Here is a 15825-nt window from a genome sequence, read left to right as displayed (position 1 = left end):
GCGATCTGCGCATGTCTCGTGGGCTCGGAGATGTGTATAAGGGACGGGGTAGGGGCAGCACGGCAGGACGGGGCGGTACGGCACACCACGCAGACGGGCAGACACTTCATCCTCAGGAGACAAAGACCATGGCGACCAAGACCCAGAAGCAGACCATCCAGCGCAAGGCCCGTCAGATGAAGGCGAAGACGGTCAAGGCCGTGTCCTCCGCCGGCAAGCAGGCCAGGCGCGTGCAGGTGACGCTCGGTGACCTGATCGCCGCGGCCTTCGACACCGTGGGCGGCGAGGCTCGCAAGGTGGCCAAGGTTGTCTCTTCGACCGACATGACGCTGGCGACCGGCAAGCACATTGTCTTCGTGAGGTGACGCTTCCGCCGGCCGGGCGCGGACGACATCAGGGATCCTCTCCAGGGCCAGGTGAGCACGTGAAATCCATTCTCAACCCCGGACGCAACTGCTGGACGCGGACGGAAACGCATGACGCGGGCGTGCTGGTGGACGCCCGGGATTACTACCGAGAGCTGTATCGGGCCATCCGGAAGGCCCGCCGCTCCATCGTCATCACCGGCTGGCAGTTCGACAGCGACGTCACGTTGCTGCGCGGTGAGGACCTGGAAGAGGCGAACGGCGGCGAAGTCCGGCTGCTGCCGCTGCTGGATGAGATGTGCCGGGAGAACCCGGAGCTGCACGTCTACATCCTCGCGTGGGACTTCAGCATGCTGCTCGCCATGGAGCGCGAGTGGATGCAGAACCTGCTGTTCAACTGGACCACGAACGAGCGGCTGCGCTTCCGCTTCGATTCCTCCAGTCCGCTCTACGGCGCCCATCACCAGAAGCTCGTCGTCATCGACGGCGTGATGGCGTTCACCGGCGGCATGGACGTGTGTGACTGCCGCTGGGATGACCGGGACCACCCCGCGTGCTCGAAGCTGCGCTGCGACTCCGGCCGCGACCCGCACGGGCCCTACCACGACGTGCAGACGGTGCTGACGGGCCCCGCGGTGAAGCCGCTCGCGGAGCTGTTCGAGGCGCGCTGGGCGCACTCGGGTGGAGGTGAAATCCACCTGGAGCCCGTGAACCGCGACGACCTGACTTTTGAAGCGACGATGCCCGCGCCTCCGGGCCCGGTGGCCATCAGCCGCACCTTTGGAAAAACCATCCTGCCTCCGCAGGACGCGGTGCAGGAGATCCGCGAGCTGTACGTGGACGCCATCGGCGCGGCCGAGCGCTTCATCTACATCGAGAACCAGTACTTCTCCTCGCGCGCCATCTACGACGCGCTCGTCAAACGCATGCGCGCGGCCGGACGGCCCCGGCTCCAGGTGATGCTGGTGCTGCCCCGTCAGCCGGAGGCGCTGCGCGAGCAGATCGCCATGGGCGTGGCCCAGGTGCGCCTCTTGCGCGCGCTGCGCGAGGTGGCCTCTGAAACGGGCCACGGCTTCGCGGTGTACGGCTCGGCGGCGAAGGCCGAGGACGGCTCGGACGTCTTCACGTACATCCACTCGAAGATCCTCGTCGTGGACGACACGTTCATGACCATCGGCTCCGCGAACACGACGAACCGCAGCCTGGGGCTGGATTCAGAGCTCAACCTGAGCTGGGAGGCGGAAGCGCCCGGGGACGCCGTGTCGCGCGCCATCCGCCGCGTGCGCGTGTCGCTGATGGCGGAGCACGTGGGCCTCTCTGGCGTGGCCGCGCTGCGCCCGCTGGTGGCCGCGACGCACATGGTGGAGACGCTGGACCGGCTGGCCCACGAGGGACAGCACCGGCTGCGTCCGCACCCGCTGGAGACGGTGTTCGACCAGAACCCCCTCTTCAAGCCGCTGGAGCCGGAGGAGTTCCTCATCGACCCGGAAGAGTCGGTGCTGGACGAGTCCCTCTTCGAGGCCCTGCACAAGGGCGACGACGGCCTCTTCGCCTCCGGCGTGCGCCTGTTGTCGCGGTGGCTGGTGGGCAAGTCGTGCGAGACGGCCCGGCGGCACAGCGCCATCCTGCCCTGCGCTCCGGTGCAGGAGGAGGGTGGGCCGGCCGGGCCCTAGCGGCGGGCGAAGTCCACGCCCACGCCAGCGCCCACGCTCACGCCGGGCACCAGCGTGCCGTCCGGCTGCGGGAAGTGCACCGTGGCGCCGGAGCCCCAGACGTACATGGCGGGCAGCACTCGCTGGCGGAACTCCGCCGCCACCGAGTAGCGGGGCTTGTCACCCAGGCCCGTCACCACCACGCGTGCGATGCCTCGCGACGTGCCGCCCGGGCTGCTGAAGCTCAGCGACAGGTCGCCGTCCGCGCGTCCGAAGGCGGAGTACTCCACGGCGCCGCTGGCCACCACCTCCGTGGAGTCCGGCCCGTCGCCCCGCGCGATGGACAGCTCCAGGTAGCCGGAGAAGTCCTGGGGCACGCGCTGGTCGGACTGGGGTTCCTCGGAGAGGCCCACCGCGGAGAAGCGCGCCAGCTCATAGCCCGCGCCGAAGTAGCCGAAGCGGAAGCCGCCGCCCTGCCGGCGCCCCTGCGCGGTGACGCTGATCTGCGTGCCCTTGAAGTTGCCCTCGAACGCGACACCCAAGAGGGCGCCCACGTCCTGTGCGCCCTCGTTGAGCCGCGCGCCGCCGGCGACCAGGGCCCACGAGCGCAGCCGCTCGCCCTTGTACATGGCGAACTCGGCGCCCACCGACGCGACCGTGGCCTCAGGCGTCACCCCGCCGGCCTCGCCCACGTCGTGCGCCGCCGAGGCTCGCACCAGGTAGCGGTCGAAGTTCCCCTCGCTGTCGCTGACGATGCGGCCGATGTCCAGCAGCAGCTCGCCGGAGAAAATCCGCGCGGCGAGCACGTCGCTGGCCAGCAGCTGCACGCGCGCGGGCCCCGCGGTGAACGACAGCGTGCCGCCCGCCGGGTGGTAGTTCGCGTTGAGCTGGTTGTCGTAGCGGTTCACCAGGTAGCCGCGCCCCAGGGACTCCTCCAGGAACGGCTGCACGCGCAGACCGAAGCGGCCGGACTCGTCGCCAATGCGCAACAGGCGCACCACCTGGCCGTAGTCGCTGCGCTCATCCCAGTCCTCACGCCGCAGCCACGCGCCGTAGTCCTGGTCCTTCTGCTTCGGTGCGTTGTCCAGCAACCGGAAGCGCAGCGGCGCGCCCAGCATGAACGCGAAGTCCTCGCCGCCATCCACGCCCAGCGACGGGTACGCGTACCCGAACAGGTCCTGCTCTCCGCCCCGCGTCCCGGACGGGAAGCTCAGCGGCCCCACCTCCAGGAGCGCCCGGAAGCCGATGCCCTCCGAGGAACCCTCCGCGCTCCCTGACGACTCCGGCGCGGAGTACGTCTCCTGCTGCGCATCATTGGGGACCTCCTCGATGGTGGAGGACTGGGAGTGAAGCAGCGCGATCAGGGCCACGAAGGGAGCACCAGTCATTGGTGCTCACTCTAGTTGGCGCGGCGCGGAGTGGACAGACGAATACCCGGGACGGCCCGCACGCGGGCTTTCCCGGGTATCCGCCCTCGCGTGGGGCGCGATGACTAGTTCGTGGGATCCGGCGTGGCGCCCGACTCCACCTTGGAGCTGTCCGTGCTGGCGTCGTCCGTGTCGGCGTTGAGGGCGCCGGACTCGGTCTCGCCGCTCACGTCCTTCACCTCGCTCTTGCCCTCGGTGGCGGTGCTGCCGGAGCCGCCGGTGCCGCCCAGGTTGCCCTCCGTGCCCAGGTTGCCCTTGTCACTGGCATTGCGGTTCTGGTTCACCGCGCCTGAGGGGGACTGGGTGTCACCCAGCTCGGTGGGCGTGTTCTGCTGCACGTCCCACTTCTCGCCGTCCTTGGTCTTCACGGCCTCGTCGGGAGCGCCGGAGCCGCCCGTGGCCTCGCCCTCGTAGACGGTGGGCGCGTCCATGCGGTCGCGCTTCTCCAGGTCGCTCACGTTGCCCGTCTCACCGGGCAGCTCCTGGTTGGTGGCGTCCGAGGACGAGGAGTCGATGCTCCCGCTGGTGTCCTGGGTGCTGCCGGCGCTGCCGGAGCCGCCGATGGCGCCTGCTTCAGGTGACGAGGCCTCGCGCGTGTTGGCGTTGTGGCTGGCGCAACCGTACAGCGACAGGGCGGCGATCGCCGCGAACAGAGGGAGCTTCATGGGAAATCTCCGTGTGTGTCGGGTTTGAAGTCGGCTTCCAGAAATCTGGTTGCCCTTCCGACAGAGACAAGGACACACACGGTCCGCTGCTACCCGACCCTTACCTGAGCAGCCGGGCAGACAGGCGCCTGGATGGCTGGCGGTAGGTGCTAGGCCTTCCGCTTCTTCTTCGTCTTCGACGACGAGGACGACGCGAGGTCGGTGTCGTCCGCCTTGCGCTTGTCGCCGGCCTTCGCCGCTTCCTTGCTGGAGGACATGGCCTCGCCCTTGTCGTTCTTCGTGAAGAGCCGCTCCTCGGTGAGCAGCCGGTCCGGGCCGTAGTTCTGGTGGGCCTGGAAGAGGCGCTCCGCGCGCTCCGTGGGCTTGCCCTGCGCGTCCAGCGGCGTGTCGAAGCCGGTGCTGATCTTCGTGTTCTGGGTCCGGTTGCCCAGCCGCAGGTTGCCCGGCGCGTCGAAGGTGTCCTTCAGCACGCCCTTGTAGGCGCCGAAGCGCGTGGCCTGATCAGGCCCCTGCATGGCGGTGAGGGTGCCCTTCATGGCGGCGTTCTGCTTCGTCTGCACCTGCGCCGGGGTCAGCTCTCCCTTGCGCTCGGCGAGCGTGGCGCGCGAGTAGCCCTGCACGCGGCCCACGCCCGCGGCCTGCTGCGCCAGCCCCTTGCGCAGCTGCTTCTGGGCCTGGGCCACGTCCGCGGGGTCGGTGGCCGTGGCCAGCTTCTGGGTGGCGGCGTGGGTGTTCTTCACGCCCTGCTTGAACTGGAGCGTCTCGTGGTTGAAGACGTTCTGGCCGGTGCCGGAGGCGATGACGTGGTTGATGCTGGACGCGGGCGCCTTGTTCTTCGCGCTCCCCGCGACCAGGGACTCCTGCTCCGTCAACGGCCGCCCGGAGGCCTTCGCCGCCTTCGTGTACGTGGTGTGCGAATCGCTGTACTGGGTCAGGCGCTCCAGCGCGTTCTGCGGCGTCTTCTCCGTGCCGTGCTGGCCGTAGTGCTGGAGGAGCTTCTGCTTCTGCTTCTCACTGAGGTCCGCGGTGGGGCCGTACTTCACCTGCTCGCCCACCTTCGTGGAGTTGTTGCCGACCTTGAACTGCGTCTGGTTCAGCTTGGGGCCGCCAATGCCTCGCATCGTCGCCTGCCTTTCGTCGACGGGCCGGGCCGGAGGGACGGCGGGACCCATCATGGGGGGATGCCAGACTATGCGGGGAGGGTGCGGCTGTCTTTCAGGGAGATCCCTGACGCCTCCCGGAACCTCCCTCTCGAATCCCGAGCAGGACACCCGCTTGACTACGGCTGTAGTCAGGCGTACCTTGCCTTCTGACTACAGTTGTCGTCACGAAGGGCAGGGCGCATGAAGAAGCCGGTGGGAGAGCAGGAGCTGGCGGTGCTGCGGTACGTGGCCGAGCACGGTCCGGCGACGGTGGGCGAGGTGGCCGAGCGCTTCGGTGAAGCGCAGGGGCTGGCGCGCTCCACCATCCTCACGGTGATGGAGCGGCTGCGCCTCAAGGGGTACCTGACGCGGAGCAAGGTGGACGGGGTGTTCCAGTACGCCTCGCCGGTGGCGACGCAAGAGCTGCTGCGCGACGTCGTAGGGAACTTCGTGCAGCGCACGCTCAGCGGGTCGCTGTCGCCGTTCGTGACCTACCTGTCGGAGACGGAGGACGTGTCCGACGAAGAGCTCAAGCAGCTCCAGGACGTCGTGGCGCGCCTGCGCCAGAAGCGGAAGGAGTGAGCCTCATGACGCCTCTCATGACCTCGCCGTGGTGGTCGTCGTGGTCGGAGTCGGTGTGGCGCGCCTCGTGGCAGGGGGCGCTGTGCGCGCTGGCCGTCTGGCTGATTGCCCGGGCGGCGCCGCGCCTGCCCGCGGCCCTGCGCGCGGGCCTGTGGTGGCTGGTGGCGCTCAAGTTCGTGCTCACGCTGGGCTGGCCCAGGCCCATGCCCCTGGCGCTGCTGCCCGTGGAGTCCGCGACCGCGGGGAGCACCCGCGTGCAATCCCAGACACCGGGACCGGAGGTCATGGTGCTCGGCGCGCCGGATGCCGCCACGCGCATCCAGGTGCCGGCGCAAAGGCAGACAACGCCTTCCGTGGCGGTGGCCGCGGAAGTCCCTTCGCACGGGACGCGGTTCGCCTCCTTCGTCCGGGGCGCGGTGGAGTCGCTCCGCTCGCCTCCGTGGACGGTGGGCGCGGCGTGGGCGCTGCTCGTCCTGTGGGGCGCGGGCGTGGCGTGGAAGGTGCGGGGCCATGTGCAGGCGTGGCGCCAGGTGCGGGGCATGCGGGAGCGCGCGCGGCCCCTGCGTCACCCGGCGCTGGAGGAGGAGGCGGAGTTCCTGGCGAATGAAGCGGGCCTGCGCCGTCCGCCCCTGCTGCTCGTGTCGGACGAGGTGGTGAGCCCGCTGGCGGCGGGGCTCGTGGCACCGGCCATCGTGCTGCCCGCGAAGGCGCTGCGCGACCTTCCGGAGGACGCGCTGCGCATGGCGCTGGCGCATGAAGTGGCGCACCTGCGGCGCGGGGACCTGTGGCTGGGCTGGGTGCCGGCGCTGGCGGAGACGGTCCTCTTCTTCCACCCGCTCGCGCGCCAGGCGGCCCGTGAGTACGCGCTCGCCCGGGAAGAGGCGTGCGACGCGGAGGCGCTGCGCCTCACCGGCGCGGAGCCCGCGGACTACGGCGAGCTGCTCATCGCCTTTGGCATCACCCGGCCCCCGGGCAGCGCAGCGGCGCTCGGGGCGTCGGCCCACCTTCACGCGCTGCACAGGAGGCTCCGCATGCTGGAACATGTCGACGTCGTCCCCACCCAACCCCGCCGGTGGCTGAAGGGTGCGCTGTTCGCCCTCGGCGCCGTGGTCCTGATGCCCTTCCAGGTCGTCGCCAAGGCGCCCGCGGAGAGCACCGCTCCCGCCGCGAAGGACGCGGCCTCCGCCCCCGTGAAGGTGGGCACCGTCCGGCAGCTGCCCGAGTCCACCGCGTCGAAGCCGGCCGTGACGGAGCACACCGCGAAGGCGCCCGGCACGCCCGCGGACGCACCGCCGCTGCCGCCGCTGCCCGCGCTGCCTCCTCCCACGCCAGGCGCGCCCACCACGCGGCTCGTCACCGCGCACGTCGCGCCGCCCGCGCCCCCGGCCCCGCCGGCCGATGGCACTCGGACCCCGGTGCCGCCCGCGCCGCCCGCCGGTGGCAAGCTGACTCCGGTGCCGCCCGTACCTCCCGTGCCCCCGGTCCGTGGCGCGCTGGCTCCGATGCCGCCGGTCGGTGGCCCGCGGGCCCCGCTGCCGCCCGCGCCTCCCATGCTCGCGGCCGCGCCGCGTCCTCCGGCGCCTCCCGCGCCTCCGGACATGGGCATCGAGGACGGCGACACCTTCGCGTACCTCTCCGACGGCCGCACGATGATGGCCGGCTCCACGGACGATCTGTACCTGGCGCGCACCTTCAAGCAGCAGGGCAAGGACCTGCTCTTCGTGCGCCGCGACAACAAGCCCCTGCTGATCCGCGACGCGAAGACGCTGGAGCAGGTGCGCAAGCTGATGGAAGACGACCGCAAGCTGGGCGACGCGCAGGGCGCCCTCGGTGAGAAGCAGGCCGCCCTGGGCGCGCAGCAGGCCGCGCTGGGCCAGAAGCAGGCGGAGCTGGCCTACCCCATGTCGCAGATCGCCGCGAAGCACGCCGCCATCGCCTCGAAGCGCGCGGAGATCGCCCTGGAGCGCGCCCGCCTCCACAACCAGGAGGACAGCCCCGAGCGCGACCGCAAGGAGGCGGAGCTCGACAAGCGCGACGAGTCCTTCGACAAGGAGCTGGAAGGCCTCGACAAGCAGCAGGAGGAGCTCAGCCGGAAGATGGAGGCCCTGGGTGAGGAGCAGGGGAAGCTGGGCGAGCAGCAGGGCAAGCTGGGTGAAGAGCAGGGGAAGCTCGGCCAGCAGCAGGCCGCCCGCAGCCGCGAGAGCATGAAGAAGGTCATGGCCGTCATCGACGAGGCCATCCGCAAGGGCCTGGCCGAGCCTCTGCCCACCTGAGGACGGAGGGCGCGGCTCCCCGGTGACGGCGCACGCGGGGGTTCCCTATACCGGGACCCGGTGTGAAGCCTGTCTCGGAGGTCGCCATGTCCGCCGCCGTCCCGCAGTCCACGTCACGCACCACCATCGACATCCTGGTGCGCCGGGTCCGTGAGGGCTCGAGCGCGTGGGTGAAGCTCGCCCTGAAGGAGCGCATCCGGCTCCTGGAGGACCTGCGCCACGCGTACGCCGCCATCGCGGAGCCCAGCGTGCGCGCGGCCTGCGAGGCGAAGGGCATCGACCCCGGCGGTCCACTCGCGGGTGAGGAGTGGCTCGCCGGGCCCATGGTGGTGGTGCGCACCCTGCGCCTGCTCGCGGACGCGCTGAAGGACATCCAGAAGCACGGCGTGCCTGTCATCCCCCGGACGCACCTGCGCACGCTGGAGGACGGGCGGCTCGCCGCACGGCTGTTCCCCCGCGACAGGCTGGAAGGGATGCTGCTGCCCGCCACCACGGGCGAGGTCTACTTCCAGCCCGGCGTCACCGCGGACAACCTGCGCGAACACCAGGCGTCCTTCTACCGGAAGCCCCACAAGGGCCGGGTCTGCGCGGTGCTGGGCGGCGGCAACGTCAACTCCATCCCGCCGCTGGACTGCCTCTACAAGCTCTTCGTGGAGGGCACCGTCTGCGTGCTCAAGATGAACCCCGTCAACGCCTACCTGGGCCCGTTCCTGGAGCAGGCCTTCGCCCCGCTCGTCGCGCGCGACGCGCTGGCCATCGTGTACGGCGGCGCGGAGGAGGGCGCGCAGTTGGTCCACCACGACGCGGTGGACGAGGTGCACATCACCGGCAGCGACAAGACCCATGACGCGCTGGTGTGGGGCCCCCCTGGTCCGGAGTCCGACGAGCGCCGGCGCAAGAACGAACCGCTGCTCGCGAAGCACGTCTCCAGCGAGCTGGGCAACATCTCCCCCGTGGTGGTGGTGCCGGGGCCGTACTCCGACGGCGAGCTGCGCTTCCAGGCGGACGACATCGCCGGCATGGTGTCCAACAACGCGTCCTTCAACTGCAACTCGGCGAAGCTGCTGGTGCAGCCCAAGGACTGGCTCCAGCGCGGCGCGTTCGTGGACCGCATCCAGGCGAGCCTGGGCCAGGCGCCCGTGCGCCGCGCGTACTACCCGGGCGCGCAGGAGCGCTGGCACCAGTTCACGGACGCGCGCCCCAACCTGAGGCTGGTGGGCAACCCCGGCGAGGGCGACCTGGCCTACGCGCTGATTCCAGACGTGGACCCGGCGAAGACGGACGACCGCGTGTTCCGCCACGAGCCCTGGTGCACCGTGCTGTCGGAGACGGGCCTGCCGGGCTCCGACGAACCGGTGGCCTTCCTGGAGGCCGCGGTGGCGTTCCTCAACGAGAAGGTGTGGGGCACCCTCAACGCGATGCTCGTCGTCCATCCGAAAACGATGCGGGACCCCCGCGTGCGCGCGGCGGTGGAGAAGGCGGTGCGCGACCTGCGCTACGGCACCGTGGCCATCAACACCTGGCCCGCGGCGGGCTACGCGCTGGGCAGCCTGCCCTGGGGCGGCCATCCGTCCGCGTCGCCCCGCGACATCCAGAGCGGGCAGGGCTGGGTGCACAACACGTTCATGCTGGAGTCCATCGAGAAGGCGGTGCTGCGCGCCCCGCTCACGTCCCTGGTCGCGCCCCCGTGGGTGCCGGGTCACAAGAGCATGGCGGAGCTGTCCCGCCGGTTGGTGGAATTCGAGCAGTCCCCGTCCTGGTGGAAGTTGCCGGGTGTCGCCCTGGCCGCGCTGCGCCGGTAGGGCAGGCGGGGAGGCGGGGATTCGGGAGGCTCGTGGTAGGTAGGGGCCATGGCATCCAGGTACGCGCAAGAGGGTGGGCAGTTGCTGCAGCAGGGCCAGCCCGCGGAGGCGGTGAAGAGCTTCCAGAAGGGCCTCTCCATCGACCCGAAGGACGTGGACTGTCTGATGGGCCTGGTGCGCACCCACCTGAGCACCGGCGCCGCGAAGGACGCGGAAGGCGCCGTGACGCGCCTGTTGCAGGTGCAGCCGGGCAACACGGAGGCGCAGGCCCACCTGGCCATGCTCAAGGCGCAGGCCGGGGACCCGGTGGCGCTGGTGACGCTCAAGGCGCTGGCCGCCGCGCCCACCGCCGGCTACTTCGAGCGCTTCAACCTGGGCACGCTGCTGGCCGAGCGCGGCGACCTGGAGGGCGCGAAGGCCGCCTTCGAGGCCGCGCAGGTGGTGGCGCCCCACAGCGTCTACCCGCACTTCGAGCTGGGCCGCATCGCGGTGCAGCGCAAGGACATGGCGGCGGCGGCGGTGCACTTCCAGCAGGCCGCGTCGCTGGCGCCCCAGGAGGCCCTGCCGCACCTGATGCTGTCGCGCGCGCACGCGGCGAACGGCGCCATCGGGCCGGCCATCGCGGCGGCCACGCGGGCCCTGGAGCACGCGCAGGGCCGCACGCGCGTGGCGGTGTTGCAGGACCTCTTCCGGCTCTACCTCCAGGCGAACAGCCAGGACGCGGCCCGCCGCACCATCCTGGAGCTGCGCGAGCTGGAGCCCACGCAGGTCCGCTACATCCACCTGCACGGCCTGGCGAGCATGCTCTCCGGGGAGCTGGCGCAGGCGAAGGCCCTCTTCGGAGAAGCGCTCCAGCGCGCGCCGAACCAGTGGGACATCCGCCACTCGCTGGCGCAGGCGCACGAGGCGCTGGGTGAGCGCGCCGAGGCCCGCAAGCTGCTGGAGGAGACCGTGGCGGCGGCGCCCAACGAGCCCGGCCCCACCAACGACCTGGTGCGCCTGTTGATGGGGGACCAGGACCACGCGCGGGCCCGCGTGCTGCTGGAGCGGGTGCTGGAGGCGAACCCCCAGGACGCGCTCACGCACCTGAACCTGGCGCGCGCCACCCAGCCGTTCGACCGGGCGGAAGCCACCAAGCACGCCAGGCAGGCGCAGTCGCTGGGCGCGGACGCCACCGTGAAGGACCAGGCGTCGCAGTTGCTGACTGAACTGAGCGGTTGACGCACCCCGTCTTCCCCTGCTCCGGGGCCGTGCCTAGCTTCTCAGGCGCGGTCCCATCAGCGGGCAGGGGGGCGTATGCGCAAGGCCGAGCAGGCATTGATTGAGCAGCTGGAGGCGCGCTTCCGGGAAGTGACGCGGCTGCTCTACACCACGTCCATCCCCGCGTCGGTGCTGGACGCGGAGCTGATGCCGATGATCGCGGAGGACGTCACCTTCACGGACCCCTGGCAGAAGGGGGGCGGCAGGGAGACGTACCGCAAGGGCGCGGCGGGCTTCCACTGCATGTTCCGCTTCGACTTCGACATCTTCCAGCTCAACGTCCAGCTGGAGCCGGATGGGAAGAGCGGGCGGGCCATCGTGGACGGGGTGATGAACCTCCAGCAGTTCGCGTGGCTCTACACGTACCCGCTGCGCACGATTCTCGTCTACGACTTCACGCTCCAGCGCGGCGAGGACGGCGGCGAGGTGCTGCCGCTCATCCACGCGCACGAGGAGATGTGGAGCTTCGGCGACATGATCGCCAACGTGCCCGGCGTGGGGGCGCTCTACAACCGCTTCCGCAACGCCTTCAGCGTGGGCTTCCTGGCGGCGTCCGCGGTGTGCGGGCGCCTCAAGCAGTCCCCCTGAGACAGGGCAGGGCGCGGGCGTCATGCCCTGACTTGTGTGTCAGGGATTGCGCGGTGCCTCTCCGGGGGCGCCGTCTGTCGGCCAGTGGGCACGGGTGTTGCTCTGGGGCGCGGGGTCCCCTGTTCCCGGAGGTCCCGCGTGCGTCGCTGGCTGTTGCTGCTACTCCCCCTCCTTGCTGGCTGTGAGCCCGGGCTGGAGGCGGCCGGCGTGTTGGATGCCACGGCGGCGCGGCTCGAGGACGACCGTGTCTCCGTCGAAGTCACGCTGACCTGCGGCCTCGTCTACGGCATGGCGCGGTTGGAAGGCTGTGACGCGGATGGCGAGCGCGTCTGCGTCTCCGCGACGTGGTACGCGGCCGATGACACGGCCTTCGCCCATCCGCGGCACCGGGCGGAGTCGTGCCAGAAGGTCCCCGACATCATCGGCACCCAGGTGACGGTCACCACGCCTGACGCCGTGGACCGTGACCCCGGGCTGCGCATCCTCGTCAGCGCGGATCCCCGCGTGATGAACGCCGTCATCCCCAACCCCTGAGGCCCTCATGCATCCGACCTTCATCATCGTGGCCCTCGCGGGCCTGCTGACGGCCTGCGGGCCTCGTTGGGACGCCGTGGGCGTTCGCGCCGCTTCCGCCACCCGTGACGCGGACGACCACGTCACCGTGACAGCCGTCTTGACCTGCGTGCCGGCGAACGGCTCGGAGCCCGACGGTTGTGACGAGGACGGGGAGTCCCTTTGCATCGAGCTCATTGGGTACCCGACCCCGGCCGTCCGGGATGCGGAGCGCGGCTACGCGGGAGTCTGGCGCGTCTCCGAGTGTTTGAAACCCCAGCACTGGGAGGGGACGACCGTGGTGTTGCGCTCGCCGGAGCCCGTGCCGCGCGACGTGCCCTGGACCCTGGAACTGGGACGGACCCTCATCGGTGGAGAGGGCCCGCGCGTCTTCTTCGCGAGCCCCTGACGCGCCGACTGCTTCAGGCGGGGATGAGCTTCTCCGCCTGGAGCTGACGCATCAACGCGACCATGGCCTCCGTGCTGTCCAGGTGCATCTCCTGGAAGCCGAAGCGGCGGGCCTTGTTCACGTCGAAGAACGCGTCGTTCTCCACGCCGAAGATGAAGTCGCCGAAGGCCCAGTTGGCCAGCTTCTTCAGGCCGTGCGGCTGCAAGCCCTGGCGCTGCGTGAGCGCCTCCCAGACGGGGGATTTGTCCTTCATCGCTTCCGTCAGGGAGAAGGGCTGCGGGTCCGCGCACGGGATGCCGAACGCGTCCGCGATGCGCGGGAAGACCTGGCTCCAGCGGAAGACGTCGCCGTTGGTGATGTTGAAGATTTCGCCCGCGCACGCCTCGTTGAGGGCGGACCACTCCATGGCCTTGGCCAGCACCGTGGCGTCCGTCACGTTGGCGAGGATGGAGTACGCGCGAGGCGTGGAGGGGAAGCGCAGGGGGACGCGCAACGCCTTGCACAGCGAGGCATAGACGCCAATGAGGTTGCCCAGGTTCATGGGATTGCCCACGGCGAGCCCCATCATCATGTCGGGCCTCAGGGCGGTCCAGCTCCAGCGCCGGCCCTGGGACGCGTCCCGCAGGAAGTCCTCCTGGTCGTAGTAGAAGTTGGGCGGGAAGTGCCGGGGGTCGGTCTCCTTCGCGGGCGTCTTGTAGAGGCCGAACTGCGCGCCGTACGCCTTGCCGCCCTGGATGAAGGACACGTGGCGGAAGCCGGGCGCGTGCTTCTCCAGCGCCTCCACGATGTTGCGCAGGAGCATCACGTTGATGCGGTTGAGATCCGCCGGGTCCGGGTGCTCCTGGTACGCGGCGAAGAAGACATGCGTGACATCGCGCAGCCACTCGGCGGCGCTGGCGAGCGAGTCCTGGGACTGGAGGTCCAGCGACTTCACCTCTGCGCGCGTGGCGAAGTCCGGCGCGCGGCGCGACACGGCCTTCACCTTCCAGTCCGGCCGCGTGTCCAGGTACGTGAGGAGGTTGCGGCCGATGATACCGGTGGCGCCCAGCACCAGCGCCGTGTGCTTCGTCGTCATGGAAGAAGGCCCTTGAAGGGAAGGTGTCTGTCTTGATCAGCGGCCAAACAGCCCGCGCCGCTTCGCCGGCTGGGCCTGTCCGCCCAGGCGGGACAGCCGCTGGCCCAGGATGCGGCTCATCTCCAGCGCGACGGCGGGGTTGGCCATCATCACGCCGCGGAAGTCCTCGCGGCCCACCGCGGCCAGCTCGCACGGCGTGGCGGTGACGGCGGTGGCGTTGCGTGGCTCGCCCGTGAGCAGGGCCAGCTCTCCGAAGAAGCCGCCCTGCTTCACCGTGGCCACCGTCTGCCGGGAGGCGTCCTTCATCGCCACCTCGCCGGAGATGACCACGTAGAACGTCTCGCCCGCGTCACCCTGGCGGAACAGCTCCGTGCCCGCGGGCGACTGGAGCAGCTCCGCTCCGCGCGCCACCGCCTGCAATTCGTCCTCACTCAGGGGCGCCAGGAAGTCCAGCTTGCGCAGCGTCTGCGCCAGCGACGACGCCAGGCCCGCGCCCAGCGGCGGCTCCGACGTGAGGAACTCCACCGCCTTCGCCACCTGCGTCCGGCGCGCCACGAGGATGACGTTGTGCCCGGCCTTCAGCTGCGTGTTGCCCTCCGGCAGCGCGGTGTGGCCCTGCGGGTCCACCAGCGCGATGAAGATGCACTCGCGCGGGAAGCCCTCCATGCCGCGCACCTGCGCCACCGTCTGCCCCGCCACCCGGGCGCGGAGGGGGATGGCCAGTTCGAACAGGAGCGCGTCGCCGCTGCTCAGCGGCAGCGACCCGGACACCTGCGGGAAGTCGATGGCGGTGGTCATCTTCGAAACCACCACGTCCGCCTCGGCCACCAGCTCCTTCACGCCCGCCAGCCGGTACGCGTCGCGGTAGTTCGTGTCCAGCATCCGCACCATCAGGCGCGCGCTGGACACCGCGCGCACCAGCATGGTGAACGCCAGGTTCGCCGGGTCGTGCGCCAGCACCGCCGCCGCCACGTCCGCCGTGCCGATGCCCGCCGCCTCCAGCACGCGCGGGTTGGTGGCGTCCCCGCACACCGTCACCACGCCCACCTCTTCAAAGAGGCGCGCGCAGATGCCCGCGTCGCGTTCAATCACGGTCACCGTGTGCTGCTCCGACACGAGCCGCGCCGCCAGCGCGCCGCCCACCCGTCCTCCCCCCGCGATGACGATCTTCATGACGCCTTGTGCTCCTTGCTGTCCTTGCTCGCGTGCCCGCCGTGCAACACCTTCTCCAGGTCCAACATCCGCGCGTCCAGGTGCGCCAGCATCTCCTCCGCCGTCGCCTCCGGAATCAGCCCGTTGCGCCGCGCGCCCTGCAACGCCGTGCGCTCCGCGTCGATGAGCCGCCTGCGCATGCTCAGGATGTCCTTCGCCCCTTCGGCCAGGTGCTGCTCGCTGATGCGCCGCAGCTCCCGCTCCGCCCGGGCGATGTTCACCTGGTACTCGCTGCGCAGGTGCTCATAGGCCGCGCGCGGCAAGAGACCCTGCGTGTGCAACGCATCCAGCTCCACGTGCGCCGCGCGGCTCGCGATGAGCCTGCCGCGCTGCCCCGCCATCTCCAGCGCCACCGCGTCCTGCTGGAACAGCCCCAGCGCCTTGAGCGCGCCCGTGAGCATCAACCCCTGACCCACCGTGGACACCAGCGTGACGCCGAACGCGATGGAGATGATCTGCTCTCGCGCGGGCGTGGACTCCGGAAGACCCAGCGCCAGACCGATGGACAGCGCGCCCTTGATGTTGCCCACCAGGAACACGTGCTGCCATCTCAGCGGAATGGACTCCGCGGGCTTGAACAGCTTGAGCAACAGGAAGGGCAGGTAGATGGCCACCGCGCGTCCCAGCACCACCGCCACCACCGCGATGCCCACGCCCGGCAGGTGCCCCTGGAGCGCCTCCGGCCGCGTGTCCAGGCCCACGGAGAGGAAGAGGAACGTGTTGACGCCGAAGGTGGCGTACTCCCAGAAGGAGTGGATGGCCACCTGGCTCTGCGGCGGCACCTCCCGCCGCAGCGTCACGCCCACCGCCAGCCCCGCCAC

15 protein-coding genes are annotated in these 15825 nt (G+C 70.6%); 9 read left to right on the top strand and 6 right to left on the bottom strand.

Annotated elements, in window-relative coordinates; translation table 11 throughout:
• Window positions 1-128 precede the first annotated feature (128 nt).
• Window positions 129-365 (top strand): chaperonin, encoded by a 237-nt coding sequence (locus tag D7W81_RS31075; RefSeq protein ID WP_120559028.1) that lies wholly within the window; start codon window positions 129-131, stop codon window positions 363-365.
• Between the two features lie 59 nt (window positions 366-424).
• Window positions 425-2038, top strand: coding sequence for a phospholipase D-like domain-containing protein (locus D7W81_RS31070; protein WP_120559027.1), 1614 nt, complete (start codon window positions 425-427; stop codon window positions 2036-2038).
• On the opposite strand, the gene D7W81_RS31065 is transcribed toward D7W81_RS31070, so the two are convergent.
• The 3 genes from D7W81_RS31065 to D7W81_RS31055 form a co-directional block, all read right to left on the bottom strand.
• Window positions 2035-3405: a hypothetical protein gene (locus D7W81_RS31065; RefSeq protein WP_120559026.1), complete on the bottom strand. Its 1371-nt coding sequence runs from the start codon at window positions 3403-3405 to the stop codon at window positions 2035-2037. The two genes, D7W81_RS31070 and D7W81_RS31065, sit on opposite strands and share 4 nt — an antisense overlap.
• A gap of 104 nt (window positions 3406-3509) precedes the next feature.
• Window positions 3510-4109: a hypothetical protein gene (locus tag D7W81_RS31060; protein ID WP_120559025.1), complete on the bottom strand. Its 600-nt coding sequence runs from the start codon at window positions 4107-4109 to the stop codon at window positions 3510-3512.
• Window positions 4110-4258: 149 nt separating this feature from the next.
• Window positions 4259-5284 carry a hypothetical protein gene (locus D7W81_RS31055; protein ID WP_147445681.1) on the bottom strand — a complete coding sequence of 342 codons (1026 nt, stop codon included), beginning with the start codon at window positions 5282-5284 and terminating at the stop codon, window positions 4259-4261.
• A 168-nt stretch (window positions 5285-5452) separates the two neighbouring features.
• On the opposite strand from D7W81_RS31055, the gene D7W81_RS31050 reads away from it, so the two are divergent.
• The 7 genes from D7W81_RS31050 to D7W81_RS31020 all read left to right on the top strand — a co-directional run bounded on the left by D7W81_RS31050 (window position 5453) and on the right by D7W81_RS31020 (window position 12717).
• A complete protein-coding gene (locus D7W81_RS31050) occupies window positions 5453-5833 on the top strand; it encodes a BlaI/MecI/CopY family transcriptional regulator (RefSeq protein ID WP_120559023.1) in 381 nt (126 codons plus the stop codon).
• Between the two features lie 5 nt (window positions 5834-5838).
• The gene (locus tag D7W81_RS31045) at window positions 5839-8106 is read left to right on the top strand and encodes a M56 family metallopeptidase (RefSeq protein ID WP_120559022.1); all 2268 of its coding nucleotides are present in this window, start codon (window positions 5839-5841) and stop codon (window positions 8104-8106) included.
• 86 nt (window positions 8107-8192) lie between these two features.
• Window positions 8193-9908 (top strand): aldehyde dehydrogenase family protein, encoded by a 1716-nt coding sequence (locus D7W81_RS31040; RefSeq protein ID WP_120559021.1) that lies wholly within the window; start codon window positions 8193-8195, stop codon window positions 9906-9908.
• A 48-nt stretch (window positions 9909-9956) separates the two neighbouring features.
• Entirely contained in the window at window positions 9957-11129 is a 1173-nt protein-coding gene (locus D7W81_RS31035; protein WP_120559020.1) for a tetratricopeptide repeat protein, read from the top strand.
• A gap of 75 nt (window positions 11130-11204) precedes the next feature.
• Window positions 11205-11756 (top strand): hypothetical protein, encoded by a 552-nt coding sequence (locus D7W81_RS31030; protein ID WP_120559019.1) that lies wholly within the window; start codon window positions 11205-11207, stop codon window positions 11754-11756.
• 138 nt (window positions 11757-11894) lie between these two features.
• On the top strand, window positions 11895-12290 hold the full coding sequence (locus tag D7W81_RS31025) for a hypothetical protein (protein WP_147445680.1): 396 nt from the start codon (window positions 11895-11897) through the stop codon (window positions 12288-12290).
• Between the two features lie 7 nt (window positions 12291-12297).
• On the top strand, window positions 12298-12717 hold the full coding sequence (locus tag D7W81_RS31020) for a hypothetical protein (protein WP_120559017.1): 420 nt from the start codon (window positions 12298-12300) through the stop codon (window positions 12715-12717).
• A 13-nt stretch (window positions 12718-12730) separates the two neighbouring features.
• Here D7W81_RS31020 and D7W81_RS31015 read toward each other — a convergent pair whose 3' ends face one another.
• From D7W81_RS31015 to D7W81_RS31005, 3 genes are all read right to left on the bottom strand, one after another.
• Window positions 12731-13792 carry an SDR family oxidoreductase gene (locus tag D7W81_RS31015; protein ID WP_120559016.1) on the bottom strand — a complete coding sequence of 354 codons (1062 nt, stop codon included), beginning with the start codon at window positions 13790-13792 and terminating at the stop codon, window positions 12731-12733.
• A gap of 36 nt (window positions 13793-13828) precedes the next feature.
• Complete coding sequence (locus D7W81_RS31010) at window positions 13829-14965, bottom strand: cyclic nucleotide-binding domain-containing protein (RefSeq protein WP_120559015.1); 1137 nt, start codon at window positions 14963-14965, stop codon at window positions 13829-13831.
• Window positions 14962-15825 (bottom strand): cation:proton antiporter domain-containing protein (locus D7W81_RS31005; protein ID WP_208721519.1); only part of this gene is annotated, 864 nt, incomplete at its 5' end. The genes D7W81_RS31005 and D7W81_RS31010, both read right to left, overlap by 4 nt.

The organism is Corallococcus aberystwythensis (assembly GCF_003612165.1).
Lineage (GTDB): Bacteria > Myxococcota > Myxococcia > Myxococcales > Myxococcaceae > Corallococcus > Corallococcus aberystwythensis.
This window is presented reverse-complemented; position numbering and strand designations above follow the sequence as displayed.

Coding starts and splice junctions, on each gene's coding strand:
- D7W81_RS31060 (WP_120559025.1), bottom strand. CDS start 4,109: ATGAAGCTCCCTCTGTTCGCGGCGATCGCCGCCCTGTCGCTGTACGGT.
- D7W81_RS31035 (WP_120559020.1), top strand. CDS start 9,957: ATGGCATCCAGGTACGCGCAAGAGGGTGGGCAGTTGCTGCAGCAGGGC.
- D7W81_RS31040 (WP_120559021.1), top strand. CDS start 8,193: ATGTCCGCCGCCGTCCCGCAGTCCACGTCACGCACCACCATCGACATC.
- D7W81_RS31030 (WP_120559019.1), top strand. CDS start 11,205: ATGCGCAAGGCCGAGCAGGCATTGATTGAGCAGCTGGAGGCGCGCTTC.
- D7W81_RS31055 (WP_147445681.1), bottom strand. CDS start 5,284: ATGATGGGTCCCGCCGTCCCTCCGGCCCGGCCCGTCGACGAAAGGCAG.
- D7W81_RS31075 (WP_120559028.1), top strand. CDS start 129: ATGGCGACCAAGACCCAGAAGCAGACCATCCAGCGCAAGGCCCGTCAG.
- D7W81_RS31045 (WP_120559022.1), top strand. CDS start 5,839: ATGACGCCTCTCATGACCTCGCCGTGGTGGTCGTCGTGGTCGGAGTCG.
- D7W81_RS31010 (WP_120559015.1), bottom strand. CDS start 14,965: ATGAAGATCGTCATCGCGGGGGGAGGACGGGTGGGCGGCGCGCTGGCG.
- D7W81_RS31065 (WP_120559026.1), bottom strand. CDS start 3,405: ATGACTGGTGCTCCCTTCGTGGCCCTGATCGCGCTGCTTCACTCCCAG.
- D7W81_RS31015 (WP_120559016.1), bottom strand. CDS start 13,792: ATGACGACGAAGCACACGGCGCTGGTGCTGGGCGCCACCGGTATCATC.
- D7W81_RS31020 (WP_120559017.1), top strand. CDS start 12,298: ATGCATCCGACCTTCATCATCGTGGCCCTCGCGGGCCTGCTGACGGCC.
- D7W81_RS31050 (WP_120559023.1), top strand. CDS start 5,453: ATGAAGAAGCCGGTGGGAGAGCAGGAGCTGGCGGTGCTGCGGTACGTG.